The organism is Streptomyces sp. SP18BB07 (genome assembly GCF_036322545.1).
Classification (GTDB): domain Bacteria; phylum Actinomycetota; class Actinomycetes; order Streptomycetales; family Streptomycetaceae; genus Streptomyces; species Streptomyces deccanensis.
This window is the reverse complement of the sequence record NZ_JAQYWT010000354.1, coordinates 102,454-116,156: the sequence shown is the minus strand read 5'-3', so window position 1 is coordinate 116,156 and position 13,703 is coordinate 102,454. Positions and strand designations below refer to the sequence as shown.

At 68.2% G+C, this 13,703-nt stretch carries 18 protein-coding genes; 10 read left to right on the top strand and 8 right to left on the bottom strand.

Translation table 11 applies throughout. The features are described from left to right. Positions 1-65 precede the first annotated feature (65 nt). The 4 genes from PUR53_RS36385 to PUR53_RS36370 all read left to right on the top strand — a co-directional run bounded on the left by PUR53_RS36385 (position 66) and on the right by PUR53_RS36370 (position 2,843). Positions 66-503 carry a hypothetical protein gene (locus PUR53_RS36385; protein WP_329911153.1) on the top strand — a complete coding sequence of 146 codons (438 nt, stop codon included), beginning with the start codon at positions 66-68 and terminating at the stop codon, positions 501-503. 116 nt (positions 504-619) lie between these two features. Continuing rightward, complete coding sequence (locus PUR53_RS36380) at positions 620-1,057, top strand: hypothetical protein (protein WP_329911151.1); 438 nt, start codon at positions 620-622, stop codon at positions 1,055-1,057. A 355-nt stretch (positions 1,058-1,412) separates the two neighbouring features. Continuing rightward, positions 1,413-1,628 carry a hypothetical protein gene (locus PUR53_RS36375; RefSeq protein ID WP_329911150.1) on the top strand — a complete coding sequence of 72 codons (216 nt, stop codon included), beginning with the start codon at positions 1,413-1,415 and terminating at the stop codon, positions 1,626-1,628. Positions 1,629-2,156: 528 nt separating this feature from the next. Beyond that, on the top strand, positions 2,157-2,843 hold the full coding sequence (locus tag PUR53_RS36370) for a hypothetical protein (protein ID WP_329911148.1): 687 nt from the start codon (positions 2,157-2,159) through the stop codon (positions 2,841-2,843). A 430-nt stretch (positions 2,844-3,273) separates the two neighbouring features. Here PUR53_RS36370 and PUR53_RS36365 read toward each other — a convergent pair whose 3' ends face one another. The 3 genes from PUR53_RS36365 to PUR53_RS36355 all read right to left on the bottom strand — a co-directional run bounded on the left by PUR53_RS36365 (position 3,274) and on the right by PUR53_RS36355 (position 5,805). Then, a complete protein-coding gene (locus PUR53_RS36365) occupies positions 3,274-4,212 on the bottom strand; it encodes a hypothetical protein (protein WP_329911146.1) in 939 nt (312 codons plus the stop codon). After that, positions 4,209-5,120, bottom strand: a complete 912-nt coding sequence (locus PUR53_RS36360; RefSeq protein ID WP_329911144.1) for a ParA family protein — start codon at positions 5,118-5,120, stop codon at positions 4,209-4,211. Before PUR53_RS36360 ends, PUR53_RS36365 begins: the two co-directional genes overlap by 4 nt. Positions 5,121-5,424: 304 nt before the next feature. Next, the gene (locus tag PUR53_RS36355) at positions 5,425-5,805 is read right to left on the bottom strand and encodes a hypothetical protein (protein WP_329911142.1); all 381 of its coding nucleotides are present in this window, start codon (positions 5,803-5,805) and stop codon (positions 5,425-5,427) included. An 884-nt stretch (positions 5,806-6,689) separates the two neighbouring features. Between PUR53_RS36355 and PUR53_RS36350 the strand changes: the two genes are divergently transcribed. After that, positions 6,690-7,070 (top strand): hypothetical protein, encoded by a 381-nt coding sequence (locus PUR53_RS36350; protein ID WP_329911141.1) that lies wholly within the window; start codon positions 6,690-6,692, stop codon positions 7,068-7,070. Positions 7,071-7,123: 53 nt separating this feature from the next. Here PUR53_RS36350 and PUR53_RS36345 read toward each other — a convergent pair whose 3' ends face one another. Beyond that, positions 7,124-7,441 carry a type II toxin-antitoxin system PemK/MazF family toxin gene (locus tag PUR53_RS36345; protein ID WP_329911140.1) on the bottom strand — a complete coding sequence of 106 codons (318 nt, stop codon included), beginning with the start codon at positions 7,439-7,441 and terminating at the stop codon, positions 7,124-7,126. After that, positions 7,438-7,668, bottom strand: coding sequence for a type II toxin-antitoxin system CcdA family antitoxin (locus PUR53_RS36340; RefSeq protein WP_329911139.1), 231 nt, complete (start codon positions 7,666-7,668; stop codon positions 7,438-7,440). The genes PUR53_RS36345 and PUR53_RS36340 overlap by 4 nt, the downstream gene beginning before the upstream one ends. Before the next feature lie 256 nt (positions 7,669-7,924). Here PUR53_RS36340 and PUR53_RS36335 point away from each other — a divergent pair, with 256 nt between their 5' ends. Then, a complete protein-coding gene (locus PUR53_RS36335; protein ID WP_329911138.1) occupies positions 7,925-8,203 on the top strand; it encodes a helix-turn-helix domain-containing protein in 279 nt (92 codons plus the stop codon). Beyond that, positions 8,200-9,309, top strand: a complete 1,110-nt coding sequence (locus PUR53_RS36330) for a helix-turn-helix domain-containing protein (RefSeq protein ID WP_329911137.1) — start codon at positions 8,200-8,202, stop codon at positions 9,307-9,309. The genes PUR53_RS36335 and PUR53_RS36330 overlap by 4 nt, the downstream gene beginning before the upstream one ends. Before the next feature lie 50 nt (positions 9,310-9,359). Here the strand turns inward: PUR53_RS36330 and PUR53_RS36325 are convergent, their stop codons facing one another. Both PUR53_RS36325 and PUR53_RS36320 read right to left on the bottom strand, forming a co-directional pair. Further along, positions 9,360-9,875: a hypothetical protein gene (locus PUR53_RS36325; RefSeq protein ID WP_329911136.1), complete on the bottom strand. Its 516-nt coding sequence runs from the start codon at positions 9,873-9,875 to the stop codon at positions 9,360-9,362. A gap of 197 nt (positions 9,876-10,072) precedes the next feature. Beyond that, positions 10,073-10,312, bottom strand: coding sequence for a hypothetical protein (locus tag PUR53_RS36320; RefSeq protein ID WP_329911135.1), 240 nt, complete (start codon positions 10,310-10,312; stop codon positions 10,073-10,075). A gap of 251 nt (positions 10,313-10,563) precedes the next feature. Here PUR53_RS36320 and PUR53_RS36315 point away from each other — a divergent pair, with 251 nt between their 5' ends. Genes PUR53_RS36315 through PUR53_RS36305 form a run of 3 tightly spaced genes read left to right on the top strand, consistent with a single transcriptional unit; the run spans position 10,564 to position 13,146 of the window. Next, entirely contained in the window at positions 10,564-11,238 is a 675-nt protein-coding gene (locus PUR53_RS36315; RefSeq protein WP_329911134.1) for an RNA polymerase sigma factor, read from the top strand. Between the two features lie 40 nt (positions 11,239-11,278). Next, positions 11,279-11,608 (top strand): hypothetical protein, encoded by a 330-nt coding sequence (locus PUR53_RS36310; protein WP_329911132.1) that lies wholly within the window; start codon positions 11,279-11,281, stop codon positions 11,606-11,608. Then, positions 11,605-13,146, top strand: a complete 1,542-nt coding sequence (locus tag PUR53_RS36305; protein ID WP_329911131.1) for a hypothetical protein — start codon at positions 11,605-11,607, stop codon at positions 13,144-13,146. The genes PUR53_RS36310 and PUR53_RS36305 overlap by 4 nt, the downstream gene beginning before the upstream one ends. Before the next feature lie 59 nt (positions 13,147-13,205). Here the strand turns inward: PUR53_RS36305 and PUR53_RS36300 are convergent, their stop codons facing one another. Beyond that, the gene (locus PUR53_RS36300; RefSeq protein WP_329911129.1) at positions 13,206-13,652 is read right to left on the bottom strand and encodes a single-stranded DNA-binding protein; all 447 of its coding nucleotides are present in this window, start codon (positions 13,650-13,652) and stop codon (positions 13,206-13,208) included. Positions 13,653-13,703 lie beyond the last annotated feature (51 nt).

The following is a 13,703-nucleotide window of genomic DNA, read 5'->3' as shown; positions in this document are numbered from 1 at the left end:
CGCCCCGGGCCCCCACTGGCGGGTGAGCACCCCGCCGCCGACCCGAACGAAGGGACACCACCACCATGTACAAGAAGCCCGACCTGAACGCCCCGCTCGCCCGACTCCGCGAGAACGCCGCGGCGTGGAAGGCCAATCTCGCCCGTCTCACCAGCCGTGAGGGGCTGGACCAGGACACCTACGCCTGGCCGATCGCGCGCATGGAGGAGCGTGACGACCTCGCGAAGCAGATCGTGGACGACTTCGCCGAGGTCGACGAGGTGATGACGAAGCACCTGGGCACCGGCAGCGCCGCCCCGGCGGCGTGGAGTGTCACCCCCCTCACCGACGAGGAGCTCGCCGCGGCTAAGGCCGACTGGCCGGAGCTGGGCATGTTCGCGGACGACACGATTCGCCGGATGGTCGACGTCGTCGGCATCCGCATGGTGCGGGCCATGGCACAGGAGGCCGTGAGGCGGGCGCCCGCCGTCCTGAGCGCCGTTGAGGCCCGCTCGTCCAAGTAGTCACCACCGAGCCGCCCACGGCCCGCCCCAGATCCGGGAGCGGCGTCGTGGGCGGCTTCCTCGCCCCTCCTCGGAGCCGGAGAGCACCGGCCCCGCCCCGAACGAAGGAACGCACCATGTCCCGTGTCACCCGCTCCCACACGATCCGCCGCCACCTCGTCGAAGGCGGCCTCGTCGACCTCGGCCTCGACATTGCCGCGCAGCAGGCTGGCCCCGACGGTCACGAGACCGACGGCTTCTCCGTGCGGCAGCACCGCGGCGAGGGCGACGCCCTGGTCGTCGTGGCCGGCGCGTACGGCCCGAACTGGCTCCGGACTCTGGCGGAGATCAGTGGCCGTCTGGAGGAGCGGCACATCCGGTGCACGGTCATCGCCGAGGCGCCCGCCGTGGCCGACCACGAGGTGTTGGTGCGGTGGGCGACGTCCGCGGAGCTGCAGGCCCGCACGGCGGCCCGGGAAGCCCGGCAGGCCCCGCTCAGGAGACTGCTCCGGGAGCAGAAGGCCAACGAGCAGCGCCAGGCGCTCGAGGACGCCGGTCAACCCGGCCTGTTCTGACACAGCCCGCGAGGGTGCGACGTTCCACACCTACCGGCCCCTCCACCGATCGGAGTTCCCCGTGAGTGCCCGCACCTGGCGCCCCGACGGGCCCGGCTCGTTCCAGGCCCCGGCCCAGGTGTGGGCTGTCCGAGATCGGACCGGCCGCATCTGGACGCGTGGCAAGACCCGTTGGACGTGCACTGGGTCGAGCTGGATCCGGTGGCGTGTCCTCGTCGCCGAGCACGGCCCGGTGACCGAGGAGCCTGCCGCAGAAATCGCGTGATCGGCCGGGCGGCGTCGGTGCCGCCCGGCAACATGATCCCTCCCAGTACCACCGCTGACACACCATCCGAGAGGCCCGACGATGATCACGATGATGCTGCACTTCCCCCACATGGACTGGACCGTTCAGCTTCCCGCCGTTCCCCGGCAGGGCGAGTCACTGTGGTGGGGGGAGGGGAAGTTCACGGTGACGTCCGTGGACTGGCTGCCAGAGCGGGAGGGCCCCGGCGGGGTCTCCGTCGAGCTGGAACCGGCCGACATGGAGGCGCACAAGGTCATGGAACAGGAGAAGGCCGAAAAGCAGTAGAGCGAGGAGACAACGCAGGCCGCGCGGAGCCGCGCTGCACGGCCTGCTCCCGCTGAACCGCTCGTCGACGTGCGGGCAGTTGGTTATTGTGGCCTCATTGCTCCCCGCAGCAGCGGGGGTGACCCAGTCGCTGAACCTCTTCGGCTGATCGGTCGAGAGCTTTCCCCGCCGACGCGGGGGTGTCCCACCGTGAGCCTGCCACGGCCACGGTGCGGCTTCCTGTCTGTAAGCACGAGTTCGGGTACCAGCGCACCAGGTTCTTTTGGCTCCAACAGCCGTTCGACCGTCGGGCCGGTGGAGGGCCGGCGCACAGGCGCAGCCAGCGAGAAGAGGCCGCCAGGGGCCGGGGTGAACGGTCGACCACCGGTTCGAGGGTGGTACCAAAACTCGTCCGTACCGTGGTGCCCATTCACGTGCCTACAGACAGGCTTCCTGCTCCCCGCAGTGCGGGGATAGCCCCGGTACCTCGCTATGAGGCCGCTCGGGCGCGCTCCCCGCACCTGCGGGGTCAAGTCGAAGGGATGGAAGGTGTCTCGTACCCCTGCTCAGCCTCACCCCCTGGCCGAGTACGCAGAGCGGATCGACGCCGCGAAGGTCTACACACTCCGGCAGCTCGCCGAGCTGATGGAGCTCGCCCCCTCCAGCGTGTCAGGGATGGCCCGCTACGGCTGGCTCCCCGGCAGTCGCATGAAGCCCCACCGCCGCGGCGGCCGCGCCTACACCTGGACGGGGAAGCAGTTGCTGCGCCTGGCCGCGCGCCCGATCCGGGTGCAGTACGACCATGAGCGATACGCGCCGTCGACGCTGTACCGAGTCGGTTGCCGGTGTCCGGCCTGTGTACGGGCGCACAGTGCCGACAGCCAGGAACGGAAGCGGGCACTCGCCGACGAGGCCTTCCCCGCGGAGGAGCGGGCCCGGCTCGTCGCCCTGGTCGTGGACGCCACGCCCGTGGCCGAGGCCGCGGCCGAGGTCGGCGTGACCGTGGGGCAGGTCTACGGTCGGGCGACCTGGGACGCGGCGTTCGCCGAGGAGATCGACGAGGCCGCATGGTCCCTGTGCGTGCTGGGCCAGACCGATCCGGCGTGCGGCACACCGAGCGGCTACCGCGGTAATCCGCGGGGTCAGTCTCCGCGGCCGGCCTGCCGGGGTACCGGGTGCAGGGAGTGGCGGCGGAGTCAATCCCAGGTGGAGCGGGCCGAGGCCGCCGCGGTGTGAGCCGACCGCCCCCGTAACGCGCGGTGGCCCCGGACCGAAGTCCGGGGCCACCTTGCGATCCACCGCCGCTACTGCGGCGCCAACTTGCTTGCCTTGCGGACCGTTCATACGTCCCTGGGGCACCGCTGCTATTGCAGCGCTCGCAAGCTCGTGTCTCATGTCGTTGCGATCCATCTCCGCTGATGCGGAGCCAACCCGCGTGTGCGCGTATCGGCATCGCCATCCCTCAAAGGGCTGATGAAGCCCACGCGCGGGTTCCCCCGTCCCTTGCGGGGCGAGGTGGTTAAACCGTAGCAGGACGGGCCGACAACCGGTGGCCGATCGGCCGATCCTCAGCCGGCGAACTGCCCTATGCTGCCTGTGAGGTCCACACGCGAAGGCCCGGCCACCACATTTGGCCGGGCCTTCGTGTGTGTCGGGCGCAGGGGCGCTACTTGAGGGCCTTCCGCGCGGCCTTCTTGGCTGCCTGCTCTGCCTTCTGCATTCGTTCGAGGACGGCGTCGTAGACCGTGGTGTCCTTCGGGTCGGCGAAGGCCTCCAGGAGGCGGAGCTGTACCTCTGAGCGAGGGATCCGCGAACGGTTGAAGGCGTTGGCCAGGTCGACGGCCCGCCGGTCCACGGCCTGTGTCACTGCGGGCGGGATTGCGGGAGCGGGTGACGCCGGCAGCTCCCCGAGGAGCACGCCCTTGATTGTCTTGGCGAGGGTGTCGGGGTCCTCGTCGTCCTCGAGCTTGAGGTCGCCCGGCATGAGCTTGCGGGTCTCCTCCAGGCGTTTGGCGGTGACGTTGTCCTTCCCCCAGGTGTCAGCGACCAGGACGTAGACGGCCACCGCGGCGTTGAGGCCGTACGCGTTCTTCACGGGGACGAGTTCGCGGACCTGGCCCGGGTTCGTGTCGTATCCGCGCGCCATGAGGACTTCGCCGACCGGCCACGCGGCCCGGTACTGGTTGCACTTGGAGACGCTGATGCCCTTCTCGACCAGAGCCCACTCCTCGATCGTCGCGTAGAAGCGCTCGGGCTCGAGCTTGTGGGGTGTCCGGCGGAAGAGTCGGCCGGTGGCCATGGTGTCGAGGGACTTGCCTGCCATGAACCACGCGGTCTTGTGAAGCTCAATGCCCTGGTCGCAGAGCGCAAGGCGCTCTTCCTCTTCGGGGGTGAGCTCGCCCTCCCCGGCGGGCTCGACGGGGTCGGGGATTTTGTCCAGGCCGGGCCGGACCTCTTCCACCGCGGCCGCGACGTGCTCGGCGATGAGCGTGGCCTGAGTCTGCTGGTGCTTCTCGTCCCGGCCGGTGTCGACGGCGGTGAGGGTGTTCGCGGTCTCCTGCGGCTCGTCCTCGTCGCCCCACCCGAGGTCGAATTTTTCGCTCATGCGGCCTTCACCAGTCCTGCGTTCTCGGCGATCGTGCGGAAGAAGCCGGCGGTGTCGGAGCGTGCCGTCTTCTTGTAGTGGGTGACGGGCAGCCCCTTGTTCCGAGCCTCCTTGAGGTCTGCCGCACGGACGGGTACCTCGCCGAGGCAGCGCACCCGCTTGTGGTTCTGCAGGTGCTTGTAGACCGCGGCGTCGAAGTGCCCCATGGGCTTCTGGACGCGCCCTATGACCAGGCCCAGAACCTCGAAGTCGTCTCGCTGGACACGTGCCATGACCTTCGAGTGCTGGCCGAGCTGCCGGGTGAGCCCCTTCATGGCCCACTCGTCGACGTCGGTCATGATGATCGCGGCATCCGACCCGGCGAGCTGCGAGTCCGTGTCCAGGTCCAGCGCGGGGCGCTGGTCGACCAGGATGTCGTCGAAGAACTCGCGCAGCTTGTCGATCATGACGCGATACAGCGTCAGGCCGGTCCCCGTGTCGCGGAGGTCGCTGGAGAGGCCGGCCATGTCGAGGCTCGCCGGGAGGAGGTAGAGCCCGGGGACCTTCGTCTCGTGGATGAGCGGGACGGGGTCGAGGGCGTCGATGACCACCTGTGCCTGGGTCAGGTCGTTGGGGCCGGGTGGCTTGACGCGGAAGCCCTCGGTCAGGTTGCACTGGGGGTCGCCGTCGAGGAGGAGGACTCGGCGGCCGTGCTCGGCGAGGGAGCCGCCGAGGTTGATGGTCGTCGTCGTCTTGCCGACGCCGCCCTTCTGGTTGCACATGGCGACGACGCGGCACATGTCGGGGTGGTGCTGCTCGAGGATCGCGCGGACGCGTTCCCGTCGCTCCTGTTCCGTTTCCTTGTCGTCCGGCTGCGCGCCGCCGGACGGTTGGGCCCCGATCGTGGGCGCCGCGGTGGTTTCTGTCATGGGAGGGACGATAGTCAGACCGTCGCCCCGTTTCGGGCAGCGAGCCCGTATCGGTATGCGGATCCGTACGTGATAGAGCCTGGCAGGTCACTCGTACGGGGTTGTGCTCGCCTGTCCCCGGCCAGCTGGTGGTCGGTGCCTCGCCGCAGCGCAAAGGCCCCCGCTTCCGGAGCTACCGGGAGCCGGGGGCCTCGTGCTGCGCTAACCGTGAGATATGTAACCGGCGGTACGTGGGCATGCGATTCCTCGCTATCGTGCGACGCAGCGTCGACGTTCCGCCGCCATCAGCCGTGGCGGCGGGGCGTCAGACCGCTTGAGTGCCAGCTCCCTCCTCGGCCAGACCGGCCCTCATCCTCTCCGTCAGCTTCTCCAGCCGCAGGCGGTCATCCCAGGTGAACCACGGGTCCTCCGCCGGCAAGAAGCGGAGCACCTCCGCTACCTGCTGCCGTTCCCACATCCACTGGCCGACTGCGTAGCCGGTGGTGAGGCAGTGGACGACGATCCGGAAGCACGGGTAGGACCGGCTCTCCATCCGCACGGCGACCTTCGGGGCGTAGGTGGCTATCACGATCGCCAACTCGCTCTCGGAGCGGACCAGCGCCTTGACCGGCTCGATGAAGTCGGCGTTCTTCCAGACGAAGTTCATGCCGTCGACGGAGTCGTAATACTGGACTTGGATCTTCACGGTTGGCGCAACTGGCATAATTGCGTTGGGACTTGAGTTGTTTATGTCAGTGGCTGTCAAGTGATTTCCGATCGGTTTCACAGGCTCGCTTTTCGACTGCTCGAACAACCAAGGTCAGGCTTAGTTGCCGAGCACGTCAAATGTAAAGGAAACGTATAGGGCGTATGCGCAGACCAGGGCGATGGTGACACGTGTTTACGCGTCAGTAGGAAACGTTTCGATCACGCACGCCAAAAGGTTGTACGCGCTACATAACGAGACGATTACAGAAATCGCTTACTGAGGAGTCAGGTCACGGAATGCTGTGCACTGCCTTTTACGGCTTGACGTCGCGATATAACACAGTGCAACCTCGGCAACACGCCTTGCGTAACGCGAGCGCGAGAGGGGGCGAGCATGCATCCCATTTGCAATGTCCGATGACAAACCCGGGAGTTCTGTGGGAAATTCCACGCTCACTCTCGCCGGGCAGGCCCGGCAGCGAGACCCGGGCCGAGTAAGAACCGAACGCCGCCGCGATGCGCGACAGCAACGGCAATGCTCGTCACCCTCGCCCCCGGCCCTCGTCCCGTCCCCAACAAATGGGAATCAAACGCCCCATACGGAGCGAGCAAGGACTACCGCCGCATACCTCGCCCTGCCACGAATCGATCCAAGGAAGAGACCCTGATGCCACCCCTCCCCCCACCTGATCGCCTGCGCGCAACCACACCGCTGGTTCCGCCGACCTAAGTTCTGCACACGCACGCGCTTTCGAACTAGTATTCGAGAACGAGTCCCAGACCGAACGGACTACCGTGACGCTCTCCGATGCTGCACCGCACAACTGGCCCCCGCGCTCAGCCCTGTTCCCGGATGGGGGTGCCTCGCCCCTCTCGATCGGCGTGGAGAGTTCCATCGACTTCACCATCGGACCCGAGGCCTCGCCCGCAGAGGCCATGGAGCGGGCCGGCGCAATGGTCGGGCTGTCCCTGCCCCGGTTCCTCAAGGGCGTATGGGGCGCGGAGAGGGCATGCGCGGCGGCGCAAGCAGTGCTCGCCGAGCTGGTGGACGTCACCGCCCGCCATAAGGCAGGCATCGATCTGGTGGGCCGTGTCGCGTTCGACGGCTTGCACGTCACCGTGTCCGTGGGGGACATGCTCGGCCCGCTGCCCGATCCGGAGACAGAGCCGGGCCTGTATGTGGTGCACCGTCTCGCCTCCGTGGTGGGGCAGTACGACGGCTACCAGGGCGGCCGGGTCACCTGGGCCTCGGTCGCAGCGTGAACGCAGCAACGCCCCCAGCCGGAACCCCGGTGGGGGCGCGAAAGAGGCTCGACCTACAGGTCGAGAACAGCGCGGACCGCACGCTCGACGCGTTCCATGTCCTCGCTGGAGATGTAGCCGAGAAGCTTCCCCTGCTCGAAGCGCTGTTCCCGGAAGGCTGCGATGTCGGGGGCCATGACGACACCGTTGACCGGCTCCGTGATGGGCACAGTGACGAGGGTGTCCCGAGCGTCCTCCGCCTCTTGGACGATGGCGCACAGGATGCCGCCGGGGTGCAGCCGGATCACGGCGTTGTTCTCGATGACCAGGACGGTTCGTTCCCGGCCCACGGTGGGGACACGCCACACCGCCCCCCGCTGAATGTCGATCACGCGGCGTCCTCGAGGTCGGCCTCGATCGCCTCGTACACGTCGTCGAGAGAGTCGCCCTGGCGAAGTCGCCGGTACTCCAACATCGAGTCAGCCAGGAGCTTTTCCTCAAGCGCCTGTTCCACGTAGGCGGAGAAGTTCTTGCCGCCTGCGGCCTTAGCGCGCTGCTCAAGGTCCTGGGGCAGCGTGACGCTGACCTTGCTCCGGGCGGGTGTCTGGGGTGTCGTCATGACATCCATCCTACCGTTGGGATGACGCAGGTGTAAGGTGTGATCGCCAACACGAAAGTAGCGGCAGACATGCAGAAGGGGCGCCAACCTGGCCCGGTCGACGCCCCGACTTCCTACCCGGTCCTCGCCAAAGGGGGTAGGGACTGCTTTGGCAGCGAGCATACAGGCTGCTCGGCGCGGGCCACTCGTTTCCGCGCCCACCTGTGATATTCGCGATGCGCAGTTCCTGCTCTCTGAACAGACAGAGAGAGTCCACATGAGCACTACCCAGATCCGCGCGGCGCTCAACGCCCGCGCCGACCTTCGCCCCGTCGAGCGCCTGGTCCTGGTCCAGCTCGGCGACTTCGCCGGACCGGACGGTGTCGCCTTCCCGACCGCCGGCCGACTCGCCGAGGCCGCGAACGTGTCCGTCGCGACCATCGCGCGCGTGCTGGACCGCCTCGCCAAGCTGGGGCTGATCGAGCGTACTGCCTCCCACACCGCGACCGGCGCTACCGCGCCGACGGTGTACCGCGTGATTGGGAACCAGGCGTGACCATCAAGCACATCGCGATGGTGCTTGAGGCCGAAGGGCTGGACGGACCCGAGAAGCTGCTCATGATCGCCTACTGCAACCGGACCGACGATCACGGGTACTGCTGGCCCGGCCAGCAGCGCCTCGCCGACGACTGCGGAACGTCCCCGGCCACGGTCAAGCGCGTCAAGAAGAAGCTCGTCGAGAAGAAGCTGATCGCCTCTCAGCGGCGCCTCGACCCGAAGACCGGCGAGCCGATCACCAACCTCACCCGCGTGAACCTCGAACTCCTGGCAGCCATGAAGCGCAGGCCGACGGACTACGACGACAACGTCATCGAGCGGATCACCTTCGACGCCGACGCACCCCTGCCACAGAAGAAGCGGAAAGCCCCGAAGGGGACCGGACAGGACGCTGACCAGGTGATGGCTCAAGATGAGCCCGACCCTGTGGACAACCCCGGAACCTCCCCTGACCTGCTGAGGGATCAAGTTGAGCCCGACCCTCAGCTCAAGATGAGCCCGACCCCCGGTCAAGTTGAACCCGACGTCCCCCCCAAGTTGAGCCCGACCTCGGGTCAGGTTGAGCCCCTAAACCTCAGCCACCCACCAGAGAAACCTCAAGGAACCGTCCTTCCATCCGTAGGTGCCACGGAGCCCCCCTCGATGGAGGGAAGGACGGACGGCAAGAAGTCCCCCCAGCAAGAGATTCCCCTGACCGAAGGAGTGCGGTTCCTGACAACACTCGGCGAGGCACACCCGAAGCTGCGCATCACTGGCAAGCCACTGCGGGATCAGGGGGCCGTCGTCGACATCCTGTTCGCCCGCGGCTGGAAAGACGAAGTCCTGTGGGAGCTGCTGACGCGGCCGCTCCCAGTGCCGCTGCGCAAGGACGTGAGCGCGATCATCGCCAAGCGGCTGAGCGACGCCCTGGATTCGCCGCTGCCCGGCCCGCGCCGGACATGGGAGGACGAGCCGACGCCCACCCCCCGACAGTTCACCGAGGGAGGCCACGCGCTTCTGCGGCGCCACGAGTGCCCCGGGGACAGCGGGCTCTGCGGCCGCCCGGTGGAGGCCGAGGGGGAGCTGTGCTTGCAGTGCTCGCGGGTACCCCAATCAGCGTGGTGACAGCGAGTCAAAGCAACTTCGCCCGCCTCGGAAGGCTCCGGGGCGGGCGGTCAGTCGGTGCTGCGCAGACGGCTGGCGGTGTCCGCGGTGGTCTCGGCCCAGTCGCGGTCCCAGTACCAGGCGATCGGCAACCCGTCGCGGGTGTCGATGACCGCGTACGGCAGGAGTCGGCCCTGGTACCGCATGTTGTCCTCGGGACGGTCGGCGACCGTGAACCGGGCCGCCGGCTGCTCGTCGGCCGGGCCGATGTGTGCGAAGCGCTCGGCGATGAGCGCCGTTCCCTTGCCGGCCTGGCCTGGGGGAGCGCGGCGCTGCCGGCCGGGCATCGGCACGTCCTCGGGACTCAGCCCGAGGTCCTGCAGGACCTCGGGCAGGACGCCCAGGTGTCGAGCGACGATGTAGGCGTTCTGTTCCTCGACGGTGCCGAACTCTCGGTTCCCGAGCCGTTCATAGGCCTTGAGCAGGACCTCGAGGGCCAAGCGCTCGGCACGCTCGTCGCGTTGCTCCCGGGCCGCGCGGATCTGCTCGACGAGCGGGGCGTACGTCGTGGCGAACGAGTCAGACACGGGGTGGCTCCTACCCACAACGGAACGGCGGGAAAAGTCACGCTACTACCCCCACGAAGGGCTTTTGATAACGGGCCAGGGCACCCCCTTCTTCTAGATGCTGTCTACGCGCGCAGCACGGGCCTTGGGCGGCATGGCTGGCAAGGGGGGGGAGGGGCGCCCTGGCCCGTTATCAAGAAGATCAAGGGAGTCGTTCGCTACGACCGTTTCGGCTCGTCGTGGACCCGCTTCACATAGGTCACTTCGGGCGTGGGGCGCGTCCGGAGGACACCACGGCGCCGGCCCTTGCGTACCACCGCGGTCAGCAGCTCCCTGGGCAGCTCCGCCTCGCGCAGGAGCACGGCAACCTCCGGCATCGGGACCCACTCACCGTAGGGAATCCCCATCAGGATCGCGTCGATTCCCGCGGCGGCCGCGGTCGGCGTGCGTGTGCTCATCTCGGATTGCTCCTTCATTCGGGCCCAGCCGCCCCCGGGTGCTCTCCCGGGCGCGTCTGCAGAACGGCGAGATTACAGTACAGCGATGAGAATGGACCAACCCTCAATCAGCCAGTGACTCGCAAAAGGTGGCCGGTTATGCTGCCTTTGCGCCACAGCGGAAGACGATCCTCCTCGAATCCCAGTCGGATTGCTGGTACGTCCGTCGCACGTCGATGGCGCATCACCGGCACATGGGGGGACACCAAGCCGTGACCGACACCGAAACGGTTGACCAGCTCATCGCACGCGCGGCCGCCGGCGGGGCAGACGCCCCGGCGGCCATGAGTGCCTTCTACGCACGACTCAACGGAACCGTCTTCGGCTGGGTCCGCCAGTACGTTCGCGACCCACACACCGCAGAGGATTTGGCTCAAGAGGTCTGGCTCAAGGTGGCTCAGAAGGTGGGGACCTACCGGCCCGGCACGAACCTGATGGCCTGGCTCATGACCATCACGCGCAACACCGCCATCGACCACCTCCGCGCCGTCCAGCGGCGTCCCACTGAAGTCCTGCACGCCGACCACACGCAGCTCGACCGGCCGAGACCGGGCCTAACCCCGCACCAGCACGCCGAGCGCCGGCAGCTCGCCGAAGCGGTTGCCGCTCACATGGGCAAGCTCAAGCCCGACCAGCGGCGTTGCCTGCGGCTGCGCTTCTTCGACGGCTGCACTCCGGCGGATACTGCTCACATTATGGGCAAGACGGAGGGCGCCGTGCGGACTCTGACGCTACGGTCTCTGCGCAGACTGGCCCAGGTACTTCCGGAGGGGGACTCCTCCGCCGCTCTGGTGGAAGAGCTACTGACCATCGCCGTGGGTAGAGGAAATGTTGTCGGAGTTCGGGTGGAGACACGTGAGAGGGCGCAGCATGTTTCGACGCTCTGATGGATCTGAGCGCCTGGAGCGCGCCCTCGAGGGCGGCCCGGTGCCCCACGATGCGGAAACCCGGCGGCTCCTCGCGACCGCGGGCGCCCTGGCCCCCGGGCACGCCCGCAACCCGGCCCGGATCAAGGCCACGCATGATGCGTTCCTCAAGGCTTTCGAGCGGACCTTGAACCCGCTCGAGACCCGCGACGACGCCGGCAGCAGCGACGGTCTGGAGGAGACCGAACTGCACCGCCAGGAGATCGAACTTCCCGGCGGTGGACAGCTCGTCATCTCCGACCTGGAGCCGGTCACGCCCGATCGCCTCGACGAGGCGACGCGCATGTACGCCGACATACTCAGAGCCCGGTCGAAGGACCACCAGAGTTGAGCACGCCGCCTCTCGACAAGATCGCCATCGAGGTCGGTGACTTCCCCCTCGACGGCGCCGTCATCAAGCACAAAGGCAAGACCACGCTGTTCTTGAGGCCGCAGGCGTTCAGCACCGCCGTGCGGCACGTGCGCAACGTCCTCCCGCACATCACGCTGGAGGCTGCCGAGAACCTGGTGCGTGAGCAGTGCCCTGAGTTCCCGGACTTCGACGAACTGCTCGGCCTGACCGAGCTGCCTGCCCCCAGCATCGAGCGGCCGGCCGACCCGCCGGAAAGGGAGGACACGGAGCTTGGGCGGCGCAAGTGGCGGCACCGGGCCGTCGTCGTCGCGGCGCTCGTGCCTGCCCTGGCGGCAAGCTGGGCCTTGGGCAGGTACACGACCGTCGCCGACACCACGTCCAGCGACGCCACGGCGAGCGCACTCGACACCGCGTCCAGCCCGGGTGACCTCCCAGAGAGCCTGGCACCTTTCGAGGAGCCGAATTTCTCGCACTTCGCCGGGGCCGGGAACATCGACTGCAACCCCACCAATCCCCTTGAGGCGGAGTGCACCGACGCCGACGGCATGGTGATGTCGACGAAGGCCGCGACCGGTCCGGACTCGACGATTTTCACGTTCTCGTACGGCAGCGAGCGGGTTGGCCTGCGGATCTTCTACGACGTGGGGTACGTCGATACCTGGGCGCGGCAGGACGGCACGAAGGAGCTGTACCCGAATCTGCAGGTGCACGGCCGGTATGTGCTGTGGGGCACGGACCCCGAGCGCATCAAGGAGTACGGCGATCTCCTGGACCAGGACGCCAAGGTCGCCCCGACCCCGTTGGGGAGTGCCAAGCCTCTTCCTCCGCGGTTGGCCGCTCTGACCCTGGGCACGCTGGGGCTGGGCCCCCAGCAGGTCAACCGAATCATCGCGACCCCCGCGTCCGCGGCCACGGACGGGCCTGTCACGGTGGCGGCCCGGATGGTCCTGGGGTTGGACACGGAGGCGGCCCACTCAACTCCCGCGGGGGACGACATCGTGGCGCTCGCGGCGGGCATCGAGCCGAAGCCGCCGGTGGTCATCGGTACCGGTAGCAAGCCGGTGCCGGTGGTGCCCCGGGAGAACGAGCCGGTGCCCGTCGTGCCGGCGCCGAGGCCGACGCATCCCCCCACGACCGTCCCGGCACCGGACACGAACACCCCTGCGGAGCCGAGCGAACCGACCCCTGCTCAGCCGACGCCGAGCGATCCCCCTGCCGCCGAGGCCCCGGTGGAGGAGGAGCCAAGTACGCCGGCGACCGAGGAACCGACGGCCGAGGAACCGGCTCCGACGACTCCAGAGACCCCGGAGCCCGCACCGGCCGACCCGGTGGAGACGACGCCGGACGCTCCTGAGACGACCGAGCCGGCGAACCCCCCGGTGGAGGTGCCGCCGCCTGCCGAGGACACACCGGCGCAGGAGCCGGAGGTACCGTCTGCGGACAGTGAGGCCCACCAGAACGGCCACGGCCAGGACGATCTGCTCATCCTGGCTTCGGCTTGGACGGTCGGACCCTGAAACACCTACGGGGGCCCCGGATTCTCGTCCGGGGCCCCCTCAGTGCTGCGTGAGGTCCATCAGAACGGCGGCTCTCGCCCCGCCCACGGGTCGTCTGCGACGGGACGGCCCTGCGCTGTGACGGCCGAGCGTTGCGCCCCGCCCCCGGTCTTGGTGACCTTCGCGGTGGCATTGCGCAGGCTCACGCCGACCTCTTCGACGTCCAGCTCGTACACGGTGCGCTTGACGCCCTCGCGGTCCTCGTACGACCGCTGCTTGAGGCGCCCTTGCACGATCACACGCATGCCGCGGGTCAGGGACTCGGCGACGTTCTCGGCCGCCTGGCGCCACACCGCGCAGGTGAGGAACAGGCTCTCGCCGTCCTTCCATTCGTTGGTCTGGCGGTCGAAGGTGCGAGGGGTCGAGGCGACGCGGAACTTGGCGACTGCGGCGCCGGACGGGGTGAAGCGGAGTTCGGGGTCGTCGACCAGGTTGCCGACGACGGTGATGACGGTCTCGCCTGCCACAGACAGGGCCTTTCAGGGGGCGACCGGCCCGGCGGTCCGGGTCGGCCGGGG